The 20,095-nt window shown below is 73.8% G+C and carries 17 protein-coding genes and 1 pseudogene; 9 read left to right on the top strand and 9 right to left on the bottom strand.

What is annotated here, in order from left to right:
* Positions 1-107: 107 nt before the first annotated feature.
* Positions 108-1,478 (bottom strand): hypothetical protein, encoded by a 1,371-nt coding sequence (locus IE219_RS01215; protein ID WP_189974494.1) that lies wholly within the window; start codon positions 1,476-1,478, stop codon positions 108-110.
* A gap of 131 nt (positions 1,479-1,609) precedes the next feature.
* On the opposite strand from IE219_RS01215, the gene IE219_RS01210 reads away from it, so the two are divergent.
* Positions 1,610-1,813 carry a hypothetical protein gene (locus IE219_RS01210; protein ID WP_189974486.1) on the top strand — a complete coding sequence of 68 codons (204 nt, stop codon included), beginning with the start codon at positions 1,610-1,612 and terminating at the stop codon, positions 1,811-1,813.
* 71 nt (positions 1,814-1,884) lie between these two features.
* Positions 1,885-2,457, top strand: a complete 573-nt coding sequence (locus IE219_RS01205; protein ID WP_189974484.1) for a dihydrofolate reductase family protein — start codon at positions 1,885-1,887, stop codon at positions 2,455-2,457.
* On the opposite strand, the gene IE219_RS01200 is transcribed toward IE219_RS01205, so the two are convergent.
* Complete coding sequence (locus IE219_RS01200; protein WP_189974955.1) at positions 2,439-3,389, bottom strand: EamA family transporter; 951 nt, start codon at positions 3,387-3,389, stop codon at positions 2,439-2,441. The genes IE219_RS01205 and IE219_RS01200 overlap by 19 nt on opposite strands.
* Positions 3,390-3,559: 170 nt before the next feature.
* Here IE219_RS01200 and IE219_RS01195 point away from each other — a divergent pair, with 170 nt between their 5' ends.
* Positions 3,560-4,459 (top strand): LysR family transcriptional regulator, encoded by a 900-nt coding sequence (locus tag IE219_RS01195; protein WP_189974483.1) that lies wholly within the window; start codon positions 3,560-3,562, stop codon positions 4,457-4,459.
* Positions 4,460-4,485: 26 nt separating this feature from the next.
* Here IE219_RS01195 and IE219_RS01190 read toward each other — a convergent pair whose 3' ends face one another.
* On the bottom strand, positions 4,486-7,293 hold the full coding sequence (locus tag IE219_RS01190; RefSeq protein WP_189974482.1) for an FAD-binding and (Fe-S)-binding domain-containing protein: 2,808 nt from the start codon (positions 7,291-7,293) through the stop codon (positions 4,486-4,488).
* Between the two features lie 51 nt (positions 7,294-7,344).
* On the opposite strand from IE219_RS01190, the gene serC reads away from it, so the two are divergent.
* A complete protein-coding gene (gene serC / locus IE219_RS01185) occupies positions 7,345-8,463 on the top strand; it encodes a phosphoserine transaminase (protein WP_189974481.1) in 1,119 nt (372 codons plus the stop codon).
* 128 nt (positions 8,464-8,591) lie between these two features.
* Here serC and IE219_RS01180 read toward each other — a convergent pair whose 3' ends face one another.
* The gene (locus tag IE219_RS01180) at positions 8,592-9,623 is read right to left on the bottom strand and encodes a WD40 repeat domain-containing protein (protein WP_189974480.1); all 1,032 of its coding nucleotides are present in this window, start codon (positions 9,621-9,623) and stop codon (positions 8,592-8,594) included.
* A 79-nt stretch (positions 9,624-9,702) separates the two neighbouring features.
* Between IE219_RS01180 and IE219_RS01175 the strand changes: the two genes are divergently transcribed.
* Entirely contained in the window at positions 9,703-10,386 is a 684-nt protein-coding gene (locus IE219_RS01175; protein ID WP_189974479.1) for a GDSL-type esterase/lipase family protein, read from the top strand.
* A 70-nt stretch (positions 10,387-10,456) separates the two neighbouring features.
* The gene (locus IE219_RS01170; protein ID WP_189974478.1) at positions 10,457-11,446 is read left to right on the top strand and encodes an aldo/keto reductase; all 990 of its coding nucleotides are present in this window, start codon (positions 10,457-10,459) and stop codon (positions 11,444-11,446) included.
* 90 nt (positions 11,447-11,536) lie between these two features.
* On the opposite strand, the gene IE219_RS01165 is transcribed toward IE219_RS01170, so the two are convergent.
* Complete coding sequence (locus tag IE219_RS01165) at positions 11,537-14,515, bottom strand: FG-GAP-like repeat-containing protein (protein WP_189974477.1); 2,979 nt, start codon at positions 14,513-14,515, stop codon at positions 11,537-11,539.
* A 504-nt stretch (positions 14,516-15,019) separates the two neighbouring features.
* On the opposite strand from IE219_RS01165, the gene IE219_RS01160 reads away from it, so the two are divergent.
* Positions 15,020-15,547, top strand: a complete 528-nt coding sequence (locus IE219_RS01160) for a GNAT family N-acetyltransferase (protein ID WP_189974476.1) — start codon at positions 15,020-15,022, stop codon at positions 15,545-15,547.
* Positions 15,548-15,589: 42 nt separating this feature from the next.
* Here IE219_RS01160 and IE219_RS01155 read toward each other — a convergent pair.
* The 3 genes and pseudogenes from IE219_RS01155 to IE219_RS01145 form a co-directional block, all read right to left on the bottom strand.
* Positions 15,590-15,745: pseudogene (locus IE219_RS01155) on the bottom strand (lamin tail domain-containing protein); the annotation flags it as partial.
* Positions 15,746-15,921: 176 nt separating this feature from the next.
* Positions 15,922-17,268, bottom strand: coding sequence for an MFS transporter (locus tag IE219_RS01150; RefSeq protein ID WP_189974475.1), 1,347 nt, complete (start codon positions 17,266-17,268; stop codon positions 15,922-15,924).
* A gap of 27 nt (positions 17,269-17,295) precedes the next feature.
* A complete protein-coding gene (locus IE219_RS01145) occupies positions 17,296-17,739 on the bottom strand; it encodes a MarR family winged helix-turn-helix transcriptional regulator (protein WP_189974474.1) in 444 nt (147 codons plus the stop codon).
* Between the two features lie 197 nt (positions 17,740-17,936).
* Here IE219_RS01145 and IE219_RS01140 point away from each other — a divergent pair, with 197 nt between their 5' ends.
* Positions 17,937-18,176, top strand: coding sequence for a hypothetical protein (locus IE219_RS01140; RefSeq protein ID WP_189974473.1), 240 nt, complete (start codon positions 17,937-17,939; stop codon positions 18,174-18,176).
* On the opposite strand, the gene IE219_RS01135 is transcribed toward IE219_RS01140, so the two are convergent.
* Positions 18,146-19,594 (bottom strand): NCS2 family permease, encoded by a 1,449-nt coding sequence (locus IE219_RS01135; RefSeq protein WP_189974472.1) that lies wholly within the window; start codon positions 19,592-19,594, stop codon positions 18,146-18,148. The two genes, IE219_RS01140 and IE219_RS01135, sit on opposite strands and share 31 nt — an antisense overlap.
* A gap of 147 nt (positions 19,595-19,741) precedes the next feature.
* On the opposite strand from IE219_RS01135, the gene IE219_RS01130 reads away from it, so the two are divergent.
* Positions 19,742-20,026, top strand: a complete 285-nt coding sequence (locus IE219_RS01130; protein WP_189974471.1) for a DUF2530 domain-containing protein — start codon at positions 19,742-19,744, stop codon at positions 20,024-20,026.
* The last annotated feature ends 69 nt before the right edge of the window (positions 20,027-20,095 follow it).

The raw sequence follows: 20,095 nt of genomic DNA, 5'->3' as shown, positions 1-20,095 counted from the left end.
AGGACGGGCCTGAGGAGTGGGAGCATGGCAGCGATCCGGGAAACAATCAAGCATGCTTGCTTTGATTGGTGCGGGCCCGGAACCCGCCCCGGAAGGGCCGTCCGGGATCAGCCCGGGAGGGAGACCGTGGTCAGGGCGTCGAGGGCGGCGGCCGGCAGGAGGTAGCCGAGGGTGCCGTTGCGGTACGTCGAGATCTGGAAGCCCACCAGGCCGCCCCGCTCCGAGAACATCGGGGCGCCCCGGAGCGCGCCGTCCATCTCCCCCACCACCCGCAGCAGCCCGCCCGTGCGCCCCCGCAGGTCCACCAGGCAGGAGTACGGCCTGTAGGGGTTGCGGGCGCTGGCCAGGAGCCGGGAGCCGATCGGCGGCTTCCGGTCCAGGCGGACCGGCACGGCGGGCGGCGGCACCGGCTCCCGGAGCTCCAGGACCAGCAGTTGCACGTCCTTGTGCGCCAGACCGTCCACCCCGCTCACCTCCCGCACCTCCGCCGGCACGGTCAGCCCGCCGACGTCGACCGACCGGACCAGCCGCCGCGCCTTCGTCGCCACGTCCCACTCCAGCGCGGAGACCACCGTCCGCCCGTCGACCAGCAGGCCGCTGGCCTCGCTCGTCCCGTAGGAGATCTGCGCGCTGAGCGCCGCGGCGGCCTCCTCGTCCATCGGCGGCGGAGCCCCGTAGAAGTGCACCGTGTTCCCGCCGCCCTCGATCCGCAGGCCGTACGGGTCCGGGTCCTCGCGCCCCGGGCCGCCGCGCCCCGGCTCCGCACGTCCCGGGCCCTCCCCTCCCGCGCCCTCGCGCCCCGGGGACTCCGGCCGGGCCGCCGGGACCGCCGGGGGAACCACCGGGGGAACCACCGGGGTGACCGCCGGGGGTGCCGCCTCCGCCTCCGCCAGCCGGTGCTCCAGCCGCTCGCACCGCTCCTCCGCCCGCCGGTGCAGCTCCCGGACCCGCTCCAGCTCCTCCCGCAGCTCCCGCACCTCCTCGCGCAGCCGGGCGTACTCGCCGGGCCCGCCGTCGCCCTCCGCGCGCAGCTCCCGGAGCTGGAGCCGCAGCTCCCGCACCCGCCGCTCGCGGTCGTCGAGCGTCTCCTCCAGGCGCCGCACGGACCGGGCGGCCCGCTGGGCCTCGCCGTCCGCCTCGGCGAGCTGGAGCTCCAGCAGCCGGACCCGGTGGACCGGCCCCCGGGAGGCGTACACGGCGGCCCGGTGCAGGGCCTTGAACATCGCCACGGTCTCCTCGGTCGGCACCTCGGTACCCCGCGCCTCCGCGACGTCGCCCAGCAGGTTCCGCACGAAGTCCCAGTGCGGGACGCGCCGCCCGCCGAAGTACCGGGAGACGGCGCCGGAGTCGTACGACCTGCGGACCGCGTAGCGGCGCACCGACAGCGGCGCGAGCCCCGCGAACAGGTCCCGCAGGGCCCTCGCCAGTGCCAGCGCCTCCGGCGGCGCCTCCTCGCCGAGCGGCTTCAGTCCGGTCATCGCCCCGCCTCCTCCCGGCGGGTGCTGCCGGTTCGCCCGCAGCACCGCTGCACCTGCCGCAGCACCCCGCTCCCCCGCGAGTCTGGCCCAGGAGACCCCTCCGCACACCGGAAACCGGACAAGGAGCCCCCGTGCCCCAGCCCCGCACCGCCGACCTCGTCGTCTTCCTCGCCGTCCTCGCCACCGCCGCCGCCCTGGTGCTGCGCGGCACCGATCCGGCGACCCTGACCACGGTCACCGTGGCGGTCTCCGGCCTGTACGCGGCGTGGCGCGGCCCCGGCCGCAAGGACCGCGCCGGAGAAGGACGTTCGGACGGGGACACCCGGGAGCGATGAGTTTCCGGCCCGGCCCCGGTCCTAGATCATGAACGCGACACCACCGGCCCCCAGGAACCGAGGTCCCCGCCATGCGCACGCTCATCAGCTCCGCCTTCGTCTCCCTCGACGGCGTCGTCGAGGCCCCCGGCGGCGAACCCGGCTACCGCAACTCCGGCTGGACCTTCAAGGACGTCGCGTTCCTGCCGGAGGCGTTCGAGATCAAGGGCCGCGAGCAGGAGGAGGCCACCGCGATGCTGCTCGGCCGCGTCAGCTACGAGGCGTTCAGCCCCGTGTGGCCCGGCATGGCCGACTTCGCCGGCTACAAGGAGATGCCGAAGTACGTCGTCTCCACCACCCTCGCCGAGGACGCCCTCGTCGACGACTGGGGGCCGACCACGATCCTGCGCTCGGTGGACGAGGTCGCCGCCCTGAAGGAGACCGACGGCGGCCCGGTCATCCTGCACGGCAGCGCCTCGCTGAACCGCGCGCTGTCCGACGCCGGCCTGATCGACCGCTACCACCTGCTGGTCTTCCCGCTGCTCCTCGGCGCCGGCAAGCGGCTCTTCAGCGCCACCGACAAGGACGCCCAGAAGCTCCGGCTGACCGAGCACGAGGCGTACCCGAACGGCGTCCAGAAGCAGGTCTACGACGTCGTCCGCTGACCCGGACCGCCGGTCCGCGCCGTCTGGGTGCGGACCGCGCCGACGCTCGCGGCGATGACGAGGGCGATGGCGAGGCCGTCGGTGGGCGAGAGCGCCTGGTGCAGGACGAGGAGGCCCGCGCCGGCCGCGATGGCGGGCTCCAGGCTCATCAGGACGGCGAAGGTCGGGGCGGGCAGCCGGCGCAGGGCGAGCAGTTCGAGCGTGTACGGCAGCACCGAGGAGAGCAGGGCGACGCCGAGGCCCAGCGCGACGGTGGTGGGCACGACGAGCGCGCCGCCCGCCTCGGCGATGCCCAGCGGCAGGCTGAGGACCGCGCCGAAGGCCATCGCGAGGGCCAGCCCGTCGGCCTTGGGGAAGCGGCGCCCGGTGCGCGCGCTGAAGACGATGTACGTGGCCCACATGGCGCCCGCGCCGAGCGCGAAGCCCGCGCCGAGCGGGTCGAGCCGGTCGAAGCCGCCGCCGCCGAGGAGGGCGACGCCGCCGAGGGCGAGACCGGCCCACAGGAGGTTGACGAGCCGCCGGGAGGCGATGACGGAGAGCGCGAGCGGGCCGAGCACCTCCAGGGTGACGGCGACGCCCAGCGGGATCCGGTCGAGGGCCTGGTAGAAGAGGATGTTCATGCCCGCCATGGCGGTGCCGAAGGCGACGACGGTGCCCCAGTCGGCGCGGCCGTAGCCGCGGACCTTCGGCCGGCAGACCAGCAGCAGGACGAGGGCGGCGAGGACCAGCCGCAGGGTGACGACGCCGAGGGCGCCGGCCCGGGGCATCAGCAGGACGGCGACGGCCGAGCCGAACTGGACGGAGAGCCCGCCGGCGACGACGAGCGCGACGGGCCCCAGCCCGCCCCGGCGCCCGCCCGGCGCGGCCGGGGCCGTGCCCGCACGCGCGCCCGGCGCGCTCGGAGCCGTACCGCCGGAGACCACCGGGGCCATCTCCTTGACCTGGCTGTTCACGCCACCGCTCCTCCCCGGTCCGCCGTCGGACCGGCTCATCCACCGATAAGTTCACTTCATTAAACCGTCAGTTCAGAGTAGTGCACTCCCCCGCACCCTGACGGCCAGATTCCGCTTCCACGCTAGGGAGCCCCCGTGCGGCAACGGAAATGCCGACCTTCCTGCGGTTATGCTCCGGACGCATGACCGTGCGCATCGAGCTGCGCCACCTGCGCTGCTTCCTCGCCATCGCCGAGGAGAGGAACCTCACGCGGGCCGCCGCCCGCCTCCACCTCACCCAGCCCGCCGTCTCCCGCACCCTCGCCGCCCTCGAACGGCACCTCGGCGCCCGGCTCGTCGACCGCTCCACCCACCACCTGGAGCTCACCGCCGAGGGCCGCGCCTTCCGCGAGCGGGCCGCCGCCGCCCTCGCCGCCTTCGACGCCGCCGTCGACCCCGCCCGGCTGCGCCACCGCCCGCTCCGCCTCGGCCACGCCTGGTCCGCCTTCGGCCCGTACACCACCCCCCTGCTGCGCCGCTGGCAGCGGGAGCACCCCGAGACCCCGCTCGAACTCCTCCGCGTCGACGACCGCACCGCCGGACTCGCCCGCGGCCAGGTCGACGCGGCCCTGCTGCGCGGCGCGGTCGAGGCCCCCGGCCTGGTCACCGCCGAGCTGACCAGCGAGCCCCGGGTCGCCGCCCTCCCCTCCGACAGCCCCCTCGCCGACCGGCCCGGCCCGCTCTCCCTGCGCGACCTCGCGGGCGAGACGGTCGTCCTCAACACCGTCTCCGGCACCACCGCCCTCACCCTGTGGCCGCTGCCCGACCGGCCCGTCTCCGCCCTCACCGTCGCCAACACCGACGACTGGCTCACCGCCATCGCCGCCGGCCGGGGCGTCGGCGTCTCCTCCGCCTCGACCGCCGCCCTCCACCCCCACCCCGGCGTCACCTACCGGCCGCTGCCCGACGCCCCGCCGCTCCCCGTCCTGCTGGCCTGGCGCGACGCCTTCCCCCACCCGGCGACCGCCGCCCTCGCCGCGATGGCCCGGGAGATCGTCCGGGACGCCTGACCCGGCGCCGCCCCCGGCCCGACCCCTCAGCCCGCCCCCTGCGCGCGCCCCTCCTCAAGCCCCTCCGCGAGGAGTTCCGCCAGGTGGCGGGCCCGGCGGCCGGTCAGGTGCGCGATCTGGGTGCGGCAGGAGAAGCCGTCGGCCAGCACCTCCGCCCCGGCCGGGGCGGCGCGCAGGGCGGGCAGCAGCCGGTCCTCCGCACAGGCCACCGACACCTCGTAGTGGCCGGGCGCGAAGCCGAAGTCGCCCGCCAGGCCGCAGCAGCCGCCCGCGAGCCCGCCGGTGAGCCCGGCCCGCTCGCGCAGCCGGCGCTCGGCGGCGTCGCCGAGGACGGCGTGCTGGTGGCAGTGGGTCTGGCCGGTGACCGGCCGGTCCAGCCGGGGCGGGACCCAGCCGGGCGCCAGCTCCTCCAGGGCCTCCGCGAAGGTGCGGACGGAGGCGGCGAGCCGCGCCGCCCGCGGGTCACCGGGCAGCAGCGCGGGCAGGTCGGTGCGGAGGGCCGCCGCGCAGGAGGGCTCCAGGACGACCACCGGCCCGTCCGTCCCCGCCATCACGCCGAGCGTCCGGCGCAGCACCCGCCGGGCCGCGCCGAGCCGCCCGGTGGACACGTAGGTGAGGCCGCAGCAGACCCGGCCGGGCGGCAGCGCGACCCCCAGCCCGGCGTCCTCCAGGACCCGGACGGCGGCCCGGCCCGCCTCGGGCGCGAGGTGGTCGGTGAAGGTGTCCGGCCACAGCGTGAGCACCGGCGGCCGGGCCGGGGCGCGCTCCGCGAACCAGGCGGTGAGGGTGGACCCCGCCACCCTCGGCATCGCCCGCCGGGGCGTGACGCCCGCCAGCCGGGCCGCGAACGGCAGCCGGGTGACCGCGTTCAGGCCCCGGCCCAGCAGGTCGAGCCAGCGCGGCAGCCCGCCGAGCGTCCAGTGCGCGCGCGGCCGGCGCAGCGCCCCGCCGAAGCCCGCGTGGTACCGGTCGAGGAACTCCGCCTTGTACGCGGCCATGTCGACGCCCACCGGGCAGTCGCGGCGGCAGCCCTTGCAGGACAGGCACAGGTCCAGCGCCTCCCGGACCTCCTCGGAGCGGTGCCCGTCCGTGACGACCTCGCCGAGCGCCATCTCGTGGAGGAGGCGGGCCCGGCCCCGGGTGGAGTGCCTCTCCTCGCCGGTGGCGCGGAAGGACGGGCACATCACCGAGTCGTCCGGGACCGGCCCGGAGACCCGGCACTTGGCGACCCCGACGCAGCGGGCCGCCTCCCGGCCGAGCCCCACCAGCGGCAGGCCGGTGAAGCGGAGCCCGGAGTCGAGCGGTTCGGGCCGCACCAGCATGCCCGGGTTGAGGCCGCCGTCCGGGTCCCACAGGTCCTTCGCCGCGCCGAAGAGGCCGACCAGCCCGTCCCCGTACATCCTCGGCAGGAGTTCGGCCCGCGCCTTGCCGTCGCCGTGCTCGCCGGAGAGGGAGCCGCCGTGGGCGACGACGAGTCCGGCGACCTCCTCGGAGAAGCGGCGGAAGCGGCGGACCCCGTCGGGCGTCCACAGGTCGAAGTCGATCCGGACGTGCACGCAGCCGTCGCCGAAGTGCCCGTACGGCACCCCCCGGAGGCCGTGCGCGGCCAGCAGGGCGCGGAACTCCCGCAGGTAGGCGCCGAGCCGGGCGGGCGGCACGGCGCAGTCCTCCCACCCGGGCCACGCCTCCCCGCCCGCCGCCGGGGCCCCGCCGGGCCCGCTCCCGGGCGCGGCGGGCAGCCGGGTCGCCGTGCCCGCCGCGTCCTCGCGGATCCGCCACAGCGCCCGCTGCCCGGCCGGATCGCGCACCACCGCCGCGTCGAGCGCGTCCGCCGCCCGCACCAGCCTCCGGGCCGCGCCCTCCCCGTCCACCTCGCAGAAGAGCCACGCCCCGCCCCTCGGCAGCCCGGCGGCGGCCCCGACGAGATCGGCCGCCATGCCCTCCACGGTCAGCGGGCCCAGCGGGAGGAGCCCGGCGGCCGCGTCGGCGGCGGCGGTCTCGTCGGCGTACCCGAGGACGACGAGGACCGGGTCCGCCGGGAGCGGCACCAGCCGGACGGTCGCCTCCGTGACGATCCCGAGGGTGCCCTCGGAGCCGACGAAGGAGCGGACGACGTCCCGGCCCCGCTCGGGCAGCAGCGCGTCCAGCGCGTACCCGGAGATCCGGCGGGGCAGCCCGGCCGGGTAACCCGTGCGGAGCAGCCCCAGGTGGCGGTCGGCGAGGTCCAGGAGGCCGGGCGGGGCGCCCCGCCCGTCCCGCCCGAGCGTCAGCCGGGCGCCCCGGTAGGTCACCACGTCGAGGGAGCGCACGTTGTCCGCGGTCGTGCCCCACGCGACCGAGTGCGCCCCGCAGGCGTTGTTGCCGATCATGCCGCCGAGGGTGCAGCGGCCGTACGTGGACGGGTCGGGGCCGAAGGTCAGCCCGTACGGCCGCACCGCCTCCCGCAGCCGGGCCGGCACCAGCCCCGGGCGGACCACGGCGGTCCGCGCCTCCGGGTCGACCGAGACCAGCCCGCCGAGGTGCCGTGTGAAGTCCAGCACCACGCCGGTGCCGGTGGCCTGGCCGCCGATCGAGGTCCCGGCGCCGCGCGCGACGACCGGCACCCCGTGCTCCCGGCAGACGGCCAGCGCGGCGGCCACGTCGTCGGCGTCGCGCGGGGCGACCGTCCCCAGCGGCACCCGGCGGTAGTTGGAGGCGTCCATGGTCGCCAGCGCCCGCGCGGAGGAGGTGAAGTCGACCTCCCCGGCGAGCGCGGCCCTCAGGGCGGCGGCGAGTCCCCGGCGCGTTGCTTCGTCTGTTCCCACGACGCAAGCATGTCTCGTTCCTCGTCTCATCCGGCGGACATCCCGCGACCGGGCCCGTCCCGAACCGATACGCTCCGGCTCGTGGCCGACATCCAGATTCCCGCTGACATCAAGCCCGCAGACGGTCGTTTCGGCGCGGGCCCCTCCAAGGTGCGCACGGAGGCGCTGGACGCCCTCGCCGCCACCGGCACCTCCTTCCTGGGCACCTCCCACCGCCAGGCGCGCGTGAAGAACCTGGTCGGCGAGGTCCGTACCGGCGTCTCCGACCTCTTCTCGCTGCCCGAGGGCTACGAGGTGATCCTGGGCAACGGCGGCTCCACCGCCTTCTGGGACATCGCGACCCACGGCCTGATCGAGAACAAGTCGCAGCACCTCGCCTTCGGCGAGTTCTCCTCCAAGTTCGCGAAGGCCGCGAAGCTGGCCCCGTGGCTGGCCGAGCCGACCGTGATCTCCTCCGACCCGGGCACCCACCCGGAGCCGGTGGCCGAGGCGGGCGTCGACGTCTACGCCTACACCCACAACGAGACCTCCACCGGTGTCGCCGCCCCCATCCGGCGGGTCGCGGGAGCCGACGAGGGCGCGCTCGTCCTGGTGGACGCCACCTCCGGCGCGGGCGGCCTCCCGGTCGACATCGCCGAGACCGACGTCTACTACTTCGCGCCGCAGAAGTCCTTCGCCGCCGACGGCGGCCTGTGGCTGGCGGTCTTCTCCCCCGCCGCCCTGGAGCGCGCCCAGCGGATCCACGCGTCGGGCCGTCACATCCCCGAGTTCTTCTCGCTGCCGACGGCGATCGACAACTCGCTGAAGAACCAGACGTACAACACCCCGGCGCTCTCGACCCTCTTCCTGCTCAACGAGCAGCTGAAGTGGATCAACGGCCAGGGCGGTCTGGAGTGGGCCGTGGCCCGCACCAAGGAGTCCTCGGACGCGCTGTACACCTGGGCCGAGGAGTCCAAGCACGCCACCCCGTTCGTCACCGACCCGGCGAAGCGCTCGCAGGTCATCGGCACGATCGACTTCTCCGACGAGGTCGACGCGGCGGCCGTCGCCAAGGCGCTGCGCGCCAACGGCATCGTGGACACCGAGCCCTACCGCAAGCTGGGCCGCAACCAGCTCCGGGTGGCGCTCTTCCCGGCGATCGACCCGGCCGACGTCCGCGCGCTGACCGCGTGCGTGGACTACGTCATCGAGCGCCTCTGACCGGCTCCCGAACACCCCGAAGGGGCCCGGCGGTTCACCCGCCGGGCCCCTTCGCCGTACACGGGCGCGGGCGGGCTCCCGCCATCGCGCGCGGGCGCGGCGCCTCTTTCGCCGCGCGCGCGGGCGGGTCAGTCGCCGCGCCGCCGCAGCCGCTTGACGCCCAGGAAGAGGGCGGCGGCGCCGGCGAGGACGAGGAAGCCGGTGGTGGCGCTGCCCTTCGGCGTGCCGGAGTCCGCGCCGGACTCCCCGGCGGCGGAGGGCCCGCCGGAGGCACCGGCGGACGGGCCGGTGGCGCCCGGCGTCCCCGGCGGCTCCTCCCCGGGCCGGGCCGCCTCCCGCTCGACCCGCACCACCCGGCTGCCGCGCCCCTCGGAGCCGAACATGAAGGCCGTGCCGTCGCGGGTGTACGTCACCGACTCCGCCTGCCCCTGGAAGGGCGCCCCGACCGGGACGCCGTCGCCGTCGAGGCGGCCGTCCTTCCAGCCGTACTCCTTGGCGCTGAAGTAGCCGCGCAGCACCAGCCGTTCGCCGTCCGGGGAGAAGGCGCCGTCCGTCACCCAGGGGACCTCCCCGACGCGGCGGAAGGTGTTGGTGCCGGAGGAGGAGAGGCGCTCGGGCCCGGCGTAGAGGCCCCCGCCGCCCTGGTTCTTGCTGGCGATGTAGACCCGGCCGGTCTTCGGATGGACCATCAGCGCCTCGGCGTTCCGGGGCCCGTCGGCGTACTTCACGACGTACTGGGTGGCCCTGACCGTCTGGTCCTTCAGCACCTCGGGCTCGGGGAAGCGGTAGATCCAGACGTGGTCCCAGGAGCCGTCCAGGTTGTCCCCGATGTCGCCGACGTAGAGGTCGCCGTCGGGGCCGATGGAGATCGCCTCCATGTCGCGGGGCGTACCGACGCCCGCCATGGTGACGGTCGCGACGGTCTTCCCGGTCCGGGAGTCCACCGCGTAGATCCGGGGCTCGTCCTGGTCGTTGTGGGTCCAGTAGACGCCCGGGTGCCGCACGCTCGCCGCGAGCCCGCTGGACTCGTCGATCCGCGCGTCCCCGATCGTGAAGTCCCGGTCCGGCGGCGCCTCCCGCGCGTGGGCGGGCAGGGGCACCAGGAGGACGAGGGCGGCGGCCGCCCCGGCCCCCCGCAGCAGACGCGGAACACTACGCATCCCCCCAGCCTGCCACGTGCCCCGCGCCCGTGGCGGGGGTCACGTCGTGGGCGGCGGCGGGGTCGGGAAAGATGGGCGCATGCGTTTTCTGTTCGTCGGCGACAGCATGACCATCGGACGCGCCGGCGACTGGACCTGGCGGCACCGCATGTGGCGGCACCTGGAGGCGGTCCTGCCCGGCGGGTACGCGGTCGTCGGCCCGCGCGACGGCCTGTACGTCCCGGAGGGCGAGGCGGGCGACCCGCAGGACTACGCGGACCCGGACTTCCCGCCCGCCGCCCGCCGCCACCTCGCGGGCTGGGGCGAGGGCTGGCTCCACATGGCCCCGGTCATCGGCGAGACCGTCACCGCGACCCGCGCCGACGTGCTCCTCGTCTCGCTCGGCCTGATCGACCTCGGCTTCTACACCAACGGCGACCAGACCGAGGAGAACGTCCGGGCCTTCGTCGCCGCCGCCCGCGCCGCGAACCCGCGCGTGCGGATGGTGCTGCTGCCCGTCATCCCGAACGTCCGGGCCGGCTACGACCCCGCCTTCGCCGCCGAGTGCGCCCGCTTCAACGACCTCCTCGCGAAGGCCGTCGCCGACCTCGACGAGGCGGCCTCCCCGCTGCTCCTCGCCACCGTCCCCGACACGTACGACCTGCGGACCGACACCTACGACGGCACCCACCCGAGCCCGTCCGGCGAACACAAACTGGCGGCGGCCTTCGCCGACGCGATGCACCAGGCGTGGGCCCTGGGCGGCCCCTACCGGGAGGGGTAGGGGCCGGACGGGGCGCCCCGGGCGGTACGCCCTTGCTTCGAGCGGACTCCAACGAGTGGGATGGTGACCCATGAAGTACACGCAGCTCGGACGCACCGGACTCAAGGTCAGCCGCCTCGTCCTCGGCACGATGAACTTCGGACCGCAGACCGACGAGCCCACCAGCCACGCCATCATGGACGCGGCGCTCGACGCGGGCCTCAACTTCTTCGACACCGCCAACGTGTATGGGTGGGGCGAGAACAAGGGCCGTACCGAGGAGATCATCGGCTCCTGGTTCGCCCAGGGCGGTGGCCGCCGGGAGAAGACGGTCCTCGCCACCAAGGTCTACGGGTCGATGCACCGGGACGGCGAGACCTGGCCCAACCACGACAAGCTCTCGGCGCTGAACATCCGCCGCGCGGTCGACGCCAGTCTCAAGCGCCTCGGCACCGACTACATCGACCTGTACCAGTTCCACCACGTCGACCGGAGCACCCCCTTCGACGAGATCTGGCAGGCGGTCGACGTCCTGATCCGGCAGGGCAAGATCCTCTACGCCGGTTCGTCCAACTTCCCCGGCTACAAGATCGCCCAGGCCAACGAGGCCGCCGCCCGGCGCGGCATGGTCGGCCTGGTCAGCGAGCAGTGCCTCTACAACCTCTTCGAGCGGCGCGCCGAGATGGAGGTGATCCCGGCCGCGCAGGAGTACGGCCTCGGGGTCATTCCCTGGTCGCCGCTGCACGGCGGGCTCCTCGGCGGTGTCCTGAAGAAGGAGGCCGGGGGCAAGCGCCGTACCGAGGGCCGGGCGGCGGAGAGCCTCGCCGACCCGGCGGTGCGGGCCCGCTTCCAGGCGTACGAGGACCTGCTCGACAAGCACGGGCTCGCCCCCGGCGAGGTCGGCCTCGCCTGGCTCCTCACCCGGCCCGGCGTGACCGGACCGATCGTCGGCCCGCGCACCCCGGAACAGCTCTCCGGCGCCCTGCGCGCGCTGGAACTGGAACTCTCCGAGGAACTGCTGACCGGACTCGACGAGATCTTCCCCGGCCCCGGCCCGTCCCCGGAGGCCTTCGCCTGGTAGGCACACGACCGGGCCCGGCACGGCCGACGGCCGACGCCCGCTCGTGCGGGCGGCGGCCGTCGCCGTCGTCGGGGCGCCCGGCGCCCCGACTCAGATGTGGATCTCGTGCGCGGGGGCGCCGACGCCGGTGGCGATCACCTGCGGGGCGGCCCAGCGGATGGTGCCGGCCGCGTCGGTGCTGCCGACGAAGGCCTGGAGGGAGCCGTCGGCCTCCAGCACCAGGTAGTCGGCGCGGGCGTCGCCGCCGACGTCCGCGAAGCGGACCTGGTCGGCGGTCCAGGCGCTGGAGCCGGAGGCGATGTAGCCCAGCTCCTGCCAGCCGCCCCGGCCGTTGCCGCCCTGGTTGACGAAGGCGCGGACGGCGCCGTTCTCGTCCAGGACGAGGTAGTCGGCGCGGCCGTCGCCGCCGATGTCGGCGAAGCGGACCCGGTCGGCGCTCCAGGCGCTGGAGCCGGAGGCGATGTAGCCCAGCTCCTCCCAGCTGCCGAGGGCGGTGCTGCGCCAGGCGCGGACGGCGCCGTTGGCGTCGAGGACGAGGTAGTCGGCGCGGGCGTCGCCGTCGATGTCGGCGAAGCGGACCTGGCTGCCGGTCCAGGCGCTGGAGCCGGTGGCGATGACGCCCTGCTGGACCCAGCCGCCGCGGCCGTCGCCGCCCCGGTTGAGGTAGGCGCGGACGGCGCCGTTGCCGTCGAGGACGAGGTAGTCGGCGCGGCCGTCGCCGTCGACGTCGGCGAAGCGGACCTGGCCGCCGGTCCAGGCGCTGGAGCCGGAGGCGATGTAGCCGAGCGCCTCCCAGCTGCCGAGGCCGGTGTTGCGCCAGGCGCGGACGGCGCCGTTGGCGTCGACCGCGAGGTAGTCGGCGCGGCCGTCGCCGTCGATGTCGACGTCGTAGTCACCGGCGGTGGCGCGGGCCGGCGGCGCGGGCCGGACGTCGACGAACTCCTTGACCCAGCCCTTGCGGACGACCGTCTCGATGCCGCCCAGGAAGGCGTCGGCCATCTTCGTGTAGCCGGCGTTGTTGGGGTGGAGGTCGTCGTTGAGGTCGGCGGTGGTCAGCGCCCCCATGCCGACCTGGGTGATGCGGTAGCCGAGCGCGGTGCGGGAGGCGACCAGGCCGGGCAGGGCGTTGTTGTACGCGTCGACCCGGGCCTGGACCGCGGGGTCGGTGGCGGGCACCAGGGAGGCCAGCACGATCGCGGTGTCGGGGGAGGCGGCGTGGATCTGGTCGACGAGGCCGCCGAGCCGCTGGGTGGCGGTGCCGACCTGGTAGTTCCGGTTCATGTCGTTGGTGCCGATGTGGAGCAGCACCACGTTGGGCCGGGCCGTCGCCATCCAGCCGTCGATCCCGGCCGCCAGCTGGTCGATGCGCCAGCCGGAATGGCCTTCGTGGCGGGTGCCGTCGGGGTCCTGGAGGCTGCCGACGAACTCCAGCGAGGTGGCGCGGCCGGCGAGCCGGGCGGCGAGTCCGGGGCGGTAGCCGGTGCGGGTGGTGCTGCCGACGCCGAGGGTGATCGAGTCGCCGAGCGGCATCACCGCGAGCCGGGGGGTGTTCCACTCGCCGGGCTGCATCGGGCCGCCCGGCTCGGCGTCCTGGAGGTCGCTGCCGTTGTAGGTGTAGGTGTTCAGCTGGGCGACGGAGGCCAGCGGGGCGGGGTCGCCGTCCTTGTACTGGTCGACCGCGAGGTAGGTGGGCTTCTTGCGGGCGGCGGGGGTGCAGAACCGCTCGGCCCGGTTGAGGACCTTGCTGTTGTCGTTGGTGTAGGTGGGGGAGAGGGGGGCGTCGCGGAAGTGGTTCATCACGAACAGCCGGTTGAACTTCTCCCTCTCCCACGTCTGTGTCGCCTCGACGTAGACCTCCCGGTCGCCCTTCTCCAGGCTGAGCGGGATCGCCGGCCAGCGGCTGCGGCAGTTCCAGTCGGAGTTGCCCAGGCCCGGTCCCATGGACCAGTGGTTCTCGACCGTCCAGTCCTGGCCGAACATGACGCCGTCGGCCTCCAGCAGCTGGTTTCTGTCCGAGAAGATCAGCAGTCGCCGGTCGGTCATCTCGCTGAGGCGGGGCCAGCCCTTCGACCGGACGCCCGACGTCTCGGGGTTGTAGACAAGTTCGGCGACGGCGGGGACCTGGGCCAGGGCGGCCTTCAGCTGGAAGGGCTCGGTGTAGTCCTCCAGGAACAGGGTGATGATCTTCTTCTCGTTGCCCGGGCGCTTCATGAACGAGGTGACGGTCTGTAGGGCGCTGACCAGCGTCTGCTGCCCGGGGCCGCAGGAGTTGTGGCAGAGCCGGACCTGCCCGTCGTGGAAGCGGGTGTCGAGCATCAGCGCCTCGACGCCGTCCTCCAGCTGGCGCGCGATGGAGTGCGGCTGGTTGGTCGCGACGTCGCGGATCGGGTCGTCCTCGTCGTTGACGAAGGAGTTGTGGGCGGTGAGGAAGGTCTTCTGGTCCAGCCGCGGGTCGGCGGGCATCGGGTGCTTCTGCTCGGCGACCACGTCGGCCGGGATGACGTACCACTCGTCGCGCCGGTTCTCCGCCCCCGTGCCGAGGGTCAGCTCGGACGCGTTGTCCCCGGCGGGCGCGCCGACCAGCGGCACGCCGGTCGAGGGGACCTTGAGGCGGTAGCGCTCGGGCCCGATCGACTCCAGGACCCAGTCGGTGGCGTACGCGTCGCAGGGCCGGACCACCGGGGACGGGGTGAAGCCCTCCATGTCGCCGTTGCGGCCGAGGCAGGCGTCGGTGCGGGTGGAGTTCTTGATCTGGTACGTGTTGTTCCCGGGGAGCTGCCGGAACTCCCACTGCTGGTGCTTCTCGTCGCCCTGGGGGCGCGTGGTCTTGGGCGTGCCGCCGTAGTCGGCGGAGATCGCGTACCCGTTGAGGACGTTCTGGAGGTAGACGCGCCCGACGGTCGGCGGGGCGGCCGCGGCGGGGCTCGCGCCCGTCACCAGGCCGCCCGTCACCGCCAGGCCGAGGGCCAGCGCCAGCACGAGGAGGTACGCCAGCGGGCGGCGCCCCGTCCCCGGGAGGCCGGCGGCCGGTGGTGGCTCGGGTCTGCGGACGGTGCTCTGCGGGGTCACGGGACGGCCCTCCATGCGGTACGGGAAAGCCTCCGCGCCCGGACGGCGGCGGAGGCCCGGAGGCACGCGGAACGGCACGCGGTGCTCCGCCGACCAGTCCAGCAGCCGTCCTCGGCACGGACCAGGCAGTTCCACCGGCAGAAGTGGTCCAGACCACACGGTTCAAGCCAACGGTGCTCCCACCGGCCGGATTCCGGCGACCGGAGGCACCGGGAGGGGGGTCGTACGGGCCGTCACGGCGACCCGCGGGGCGGCGGAACCTACGACCCGACCACCGACGCCACCGCGATGATCGCGAACATCAGTACGAGCACACCGGCCATGATCTGGTTACGAGTCTTCGGATCCACCCTTCGAGATTAACCCGGCCCCCCGCCCGGCCCCGCCAGGGGCCAGACCGCCACCGTCCCGTAGCGGGGCCGGGCGCCCGCCGGGCCGCCGGCCGGGAGGTTCGAGGCGAAAAGCCTCATGCCGTCGAGTCCGGCACCCCCTACCCTCGGCCGGATGGAGAGCGAGCGCGAGAACGCGATCACGATCAGGCAGGGGCGCGGGGCGCGGGACGTTCCCGTGATGCTGGGGATCCTGGACAGCGCCGTGGTGTGGCTGAACGGGAAGGGGATCACCGCCCAGTGGGGCACCGAGCCCTTCTCCGCGCGGCCGAAGACGGTGGAGCTGGTGACGGAGGTCGCGACCGGGGGGCGGACCTGGATCGCGGAGGTCGGCGGCGTCCCGGCCGGCACCCTCACGCTGACCCCGCACCCCGGCTCGTACGTGCCGCCGGCGGACGAGCCGGAGCGGTACGTCCGCTTCCTCGCCACGGACGGGCGGTTCCACGGCCTCGGGGTGGGGGCGGCGCTGCTCGCCCGCGCGGTGGAGGAGACCCGCCGCGCGGGCGTCTCGCTGCTCCGGGTGGACTGCTTCGCGGGCAGCGGGGGCCGGCTGGTGGCGTACTACGAGCGCCGGGGCTTCACCCGCACCGACCCGTTCACGGTCGGCGACTGGCCGGGGCAGCTCCTGGAGATGCGGGTCTGAGCCGGCAGGCCGCGCCTTTTGTCAGTGGAAGGTGATGTAGCCGTTGCCGTCGCGGCCGGGGGCGTCGTACTGGACGCCGGAGATCTTCAGCGCCGAGGAGTACTCGGTGGCCTGGGCCGGGGACGCGACGAGGGCTCCGGTCAGCGCTCCGGCGGTGAGGAGCGCGGCCGTGGCCGGACGGACGAGACGCGTGCGCAAGGGAGTCCCCCTGGGTGGTGCCGGTGAATGGTCGGCTCAACATACACAGGAGGCACACAACTCCTCACGGAAACGGCCACATCCGGAAGGACGCGAAAGGGGCGGGCGGGAGTCGGTGACTCCCACCCGCCCCTTGGCTTGAAACCGCCCCCGGCCGGAAGCGGCCGGGGGGGGCGTCAGGCCGCCGTCGCCAGGCGCTCCGGGCGGGCGCGCGGGACGAAGCGGAGGCTCGGGTGGCCGCCGCGCCAGGCCCAGACCGCCGTCAGGCCGCCGACCCGGGCGAGGACCAGGCCGATGCCGGCCGCCGCGGCGAGCGAGAGGGCGCCGCCGGTGGCGAAGCCGACGCGCGCGCCGTAGGTGTCGGTGACCCAGCCGAGCAGCGGCGCGCCGATCGGGGTGCCGCCGGCGAAGACCATCATGTAGAGGCTCATCACGCGGCCCCGCATGACGGGGTCGGTGGCCATCTGGACGGCCGAGTTGGCGGTGATGTTCACCGTGAGGCCGACCATGCCGATCGGCACCAGCAGCAGGGCGAACAGCCAGAACGACGGCGAGAGGGCCGCCGCGATCTCCAGGGCGCCGAAGACGCCCGCGGCGATCACCAGCATCCGCAGCCGGGTGGAGCCGCGGCGGGCGGCGAGCAGGGCGCCCGCGAGGGAGCCGGCCGCCATCAGGGTGTTGAGGAAGCCATAGGTGCCGGCGCCGACGTGGAAGACCTCCCCGGAGAAGGCCGTGAGCCAGATCGGGAAGTTGAAGCCGAAGGTGCCGACGAAGCCGACGAGGACGATCGGCCAGATCAGGTCCGGCCGCCCGGCGACGTACCGCAGTCCCTCCCGCAGCTGTCCCTTGCCGCGCGGCGCGCGCTCCACCTTGTGCAGCTCGGCGGGGCGCATCAGCCACAGGGCCGCGAGCGGCGCGAGGAAGGAGAGGCCGTTGACGAGGAAGGCCCAGCCGCTGCCGACGCCGGCGATCAGGACGCCGGCGACGGCGGGGCCGACGAGCCGGGCGGACTGGAAGTTCGCGGAGTTCAGGGAGACGGCGTTGCGGAGCAGGCCGGGGCCGACGAGTTCGGAGACGAAGGACTGCCGGGCCGGGTTGTCGACCACGGTGACCATGCCGAGCAGGAAGGCGATCAGGTAGACGTGCCAGACCTGGACCTGTCCGGAGAGGGTGAGGACGGCGAGCGCGAGGCCGCACAGGCCGAGGGCGCCCTGGCTGATCATCAGCAGCCGCCGCTTGGGGTAGCGGTCGGCGATGACGCCGCCGTAGAGGCCGAACAGCAGCATCGGCAGGAACTGGAGGGCCGTGGTGATGCCGACGGCGGCGGCCGAGCCGGTGAGGCTCAGGACCAGCCAGTCCTGGGTGATGCGGGCCATCCAGGTACCGGTGTTGGAGACGATCGCTCCGGTGAAGAACAGCCGGTAGTTGCGGACGGCGAGCGAGGAGAAGGTTCCCTTCCCCTCACGGGGTGTCGTGGTGGATCGATGGACGGGGGCGGAGTCTGCTCCGGGTCCCGTACTCAAAGTGCGTCGCCTCCTTGGCGCTCGGTTTCAGAGATGGGCGAGCTTCTCCAGGACCGGAGCGGCCGCGCGCAGTACGGCCCACTCGTCCTCGTCCAGCCCCTCGGCGAGGGAGGCCAGCCAGGCGTTCCGCTTGCGGCGGGCGTCTTCGAGCATGACCTCGGCCCGCTCGGTCTGGCTGACCACCTTCTGCCGGCGGTCGTCGGGATGCGGCTCCAGCCGGACCAGTCCCTTGGCTTCGAGCAGGGCCACGATGCGGGTCATCGACGGCGGCTGTACGTGCTCCTTGCGGGCCAGCTCACCGGGGGTGGCGGAGCCGCAGAGGGCCAGGGTGCCGAGCACCGACATCTCGGTCGGGCTCAGCGACTCGTCGACGCGCTGGTGCTTGAGGCGCCGGCTCAGCCGCATGACGGACGAGCGGATCGCGTTCACGGCCGCGGCGTCGTCGGCGGTGCCGTGGGACAGGTCAGGCATGTAGTTAGACTACCTCATTACTTTCCCTAAATACCAACCGGGTTTCCCCGTGTCGCACGTCTCACCCGAAACGCGTACGACACGGACACGAATCGCTTTCGCACAGGTCACGGCCGGTCTCGATGTATCACCCGAACGGGTGAGCCGGATCCGGAAAGTGACGCAAAGGAGCCCCGGCAGCCCCGACCCTGAACGGCATGGGATCGACAGTGCTCAGCCTGCGCATCGACAGTGAGCTGCTCGACCGGCTCAAGGGTCACGCCGCGAAAAGAGGAATGAGCGTCCAGGACTATGTCGTCCGGACGCTCATTCGAGAGGACTTCGACGAGCGGTTCAAGACCGCCGTCGAGGAGACGGAGAAGTTCTACGGGACGGAGCCGGGTCCCCCCGGCCCCGTCCCGCACGATCAGGTCAGGCCCAGCGCCGGCATCGCGTAGTAGAAGACGAAGACCGCCGAGACCGCGTACATGGCCGCCGGGACCTCCCGGGCCCGGCCCGCGGCGAGGCGCAGCACGGTGAAGGCGATGAAGCCGATGCCGATGCCGTTCGTGATCGAGTACGTGAACGGCATCATCACCATGGCCAGGAACGCCGGGATCGCGACGGTGTAGTCGCTCCAGTCGATGTCCTTGACCGACCCGGCGAGGATCAGGAAGCCCACCGCGAGCAGCGCGGGGGTCGCCGCCTGCGACGGCACCATGGTCGCCAGCGGCGTGAGGAACAGCGCCACCGAGAACAGCGCGCCCGTGACGAGCGAGGCGAGGCCGGTACGGGCGCCCTCGCCGACGCCCGCCGTCGACTCCACGAAGCAGGTGGTGGCCGAGGACGAGGTGGCGCCGCCGGAGGCGACCGCCAGGCCGTCCACCAGCAGGACCTTGTTGATGCCGGGGAAGTTGCCGTCCGTGTCCATCAGCTTGGCCTCGTCACCGACGCCCAGGATCGTGCCCATCGCGTCGAAGAAGCAGGACAGCAGGACGGTGAAGACGAAGAGGACGCCGGTCAGGACGCCGACCTTGGAGAAGCCGCCGAAGAGGCTCATCTCGCCGAGCAGGCCGAAGTCGGGGCTGGAGACCGGGTTGCCGGGCCACTCCGGGGTGGTCAGGCCCCAGGACGGGATGTCGGCGACCGCGTTGATCACCATGGCCACGATCGTCATGACGACGATGGAGATCAGGATCGCGCCCGGCACCTTGCGGACGATCAGCGCGAGGGTGAGCAGGGTGCCCAGGACGAAGACGAGCACCGGCCAGCCGTTGAGGTGGCCGTCCGCGCCGAGCTGGAGCGGGACCGTGGTGTGCGCGGCGTCCGGGATGCGGGAGACGAAGCCCGAGTCGACCAGGCCGATCAGCATGATGAAGAAGCCGATGCCGATCGCGATGCCCTTGCGGAGGCTGACCGGGACGGCGTTCATCACGCGCTCGCGCAGGCCCGTGGCGACCAGCAGCATCACGACGATGCCGGCGAGGAAGACCATGCCCATGGCGTCCGGCCAGGACATGTTCGGGGCGAGCTGGAGGGCGACGACCGTGTTCACGCCGAGACCGGCGGCGAGCGCGATCGGCACGTTGCCGATGACGCCCATGAGGAGCGTCGAGAAGGCCGCCGAGAGGACGGTGGCGGTGACGAGCTGGCCGCCGTCGAGCTGGTGCCCGTACATGTCCTTGGCACTGCCGAGGATGATCGGGTTCAGCACGATGATGTAGGCCATCGCGAAGAAGGTGGCGAAGCCGCCGCGGATCTCGCGGGCGAAGGTCGAGCCGCGCTCGGTCACCCGGAAGTAGCGGTCGATCGGAGAGACCGCCCCTGGGCCCTGGGGACCGGGTGCGGGGGCCTTGGCGGTGGCCGTGGTGCTCATGGAGTAGGTTCCTCTTCGAAGCGTCCTTTTTGGCGGTTCATACGAAGGAAACCCGCCACAGGCAAACCGTTTCAGTATGAACACATGAACGAGTGCGAGTCCATCTCCGCGCGTAGACCTGAAAACGGGCCGCCTAGACTGGACCCCATGGCGAAGTGGACACCCCAGCACGAGGCACCGGAGCCCCTGGAGGGGCCCGTCGTCGGCACCATCACCGGCGGCACCGTCATCTGGTTCGCCCTCTTCCTCGTCCAGGTCCCCTTCTACTCCTGGTTCGCCGACCGCGACCTCACCTGGTGGGTGTGGACCTGCCTGGCCGGCGGCGGTCTCGGCCTGATCGGCATCTGGTACGTGCGCAAGCGCGACGCGGCCATCAAGCGGCACGCGGCGGCGCGGGCCCTGGCCGACGGCACGACACCCTCCCCCTCGTGACGACCCCGGCCACGACCCCGGCCCCGGGGGCCCGCGCATAGCACCCCGGGAGGATTCCGCTCCTCCCCC

This window comes from Streptomyces termitum, from assembly GCF_014650175.1.
In the GTDB taxonomy this organism is placed as follows: domain Bacteria; phylum Actinomycetota; class Actinomycetes; order Streptomycetales; family Streptomycetaceae; genus Streptomyces; species Streptomyces termitum.
Note: the sequence above shows the minus strand (reverse complement) of the source record. Positions and strands in the feature narration are given on the sequence as shown.

What these genes read in the sequence shown, in the direction of transcription:
- IE219_RS01215 (WP_189974494.1), bottom strand. Translation starts at nt 1,478, where the DNA reads ATGACCGGACTGAAGCCGCTCGGCGAGGAGGCGCCGCCGGAGGCGCTG.
- IE219_RS01205 (WP_189974484.1), top strand. Translation starts at nt 1,885, where the DNA reads ATGCGCACGCTCATCAGCTCCGCCTTCGTCTCCCTCGACGGCGTCGTC.
- IE219_RS01200 (WP_189974955.1), bottom strand. Translation starts at nt 3,389, where the DNA reads ATGGCCCCGGTGGTCTCCGGCGGTACGGCTCCGAGCGCGCCGGGCGCG.
- IE219_RS01195 (WP_189974483.1), top strand. Translation starts at nt 3,560, where the DNA reads ATGCCGACCTTCCTGCGGTTATGCTCCGGACGCATGACCGTGCGCATC.
- IE219_RS01190 (WP_189974482.1), bottom strand. Translation starts at nt 7,293, where the DNA reads ATGAGACGAGGAACGAGACATGCTTGCGTCGTGGGAACAGACGAAGCA.
- IE219_RS01180 (WP_189974480.1), bottom strand. Translation starts at nt 9,623, where the DNA reads ATGCGTAGTGTTCCGCGTCTGCTGCGGGGGGCCGGGGCGGCCGCCGCC.
- IE219_RS01175 (WP_189974479.1), top strand. Translation starts at nt 9,703, where the DNA reads ATGCGTTTTCTGTTCGTCGGCGACAGCATGACCATCGGACGCGCCGGC.
- IE219_RS01170 (WP_189974478.1), top strand. Translation starts at nt 10,457, where the DNA reads ATGAAGTACACGCAGCTCGGACGCACCGGACTCAAGGTCAGCCGCCTC.
- IE219_RS01160 (WP_189974476.1), top strand. Translation starts at nt 15,020, where the DNA reads ATGGAGAGCGAGCGCGAGAACGCGATCACGATCAGGCAGGGGCGCGGG.
- IE219_RS01145 (WP_189974474.1), bottom strand. Translation starts at nt 17,739, where the DNA reads ATGCCTGACCTGTCCCACGGCACCGCCGACGACGCCGCGGCCGTGAAC.
- IE219_RS01140 (WP_189974473.1), top strand. Translation starts at nt 17,937, where the DNA reads ATGGGATCGACAGTGCTCAGCCTGCGCATCGACAGTGAGCTGCTCGAC.
- IE219_RS01135 (WP_189974472.1), bottom strand. Translation starts at nt 19,594, where the DNA reads ATGAGCACCACGGCCACCGCCAAGGCCCCCGCACCCGGTCCCCAGGGC.
- IE219_RS01130 (WP_189974471.1), top strand. Translation starts at nt 19,742, where the DNA reads ATGGCGAAGTGGACACCCCAGCACGAGGCACCGGAGCCCCTGGAGGGG.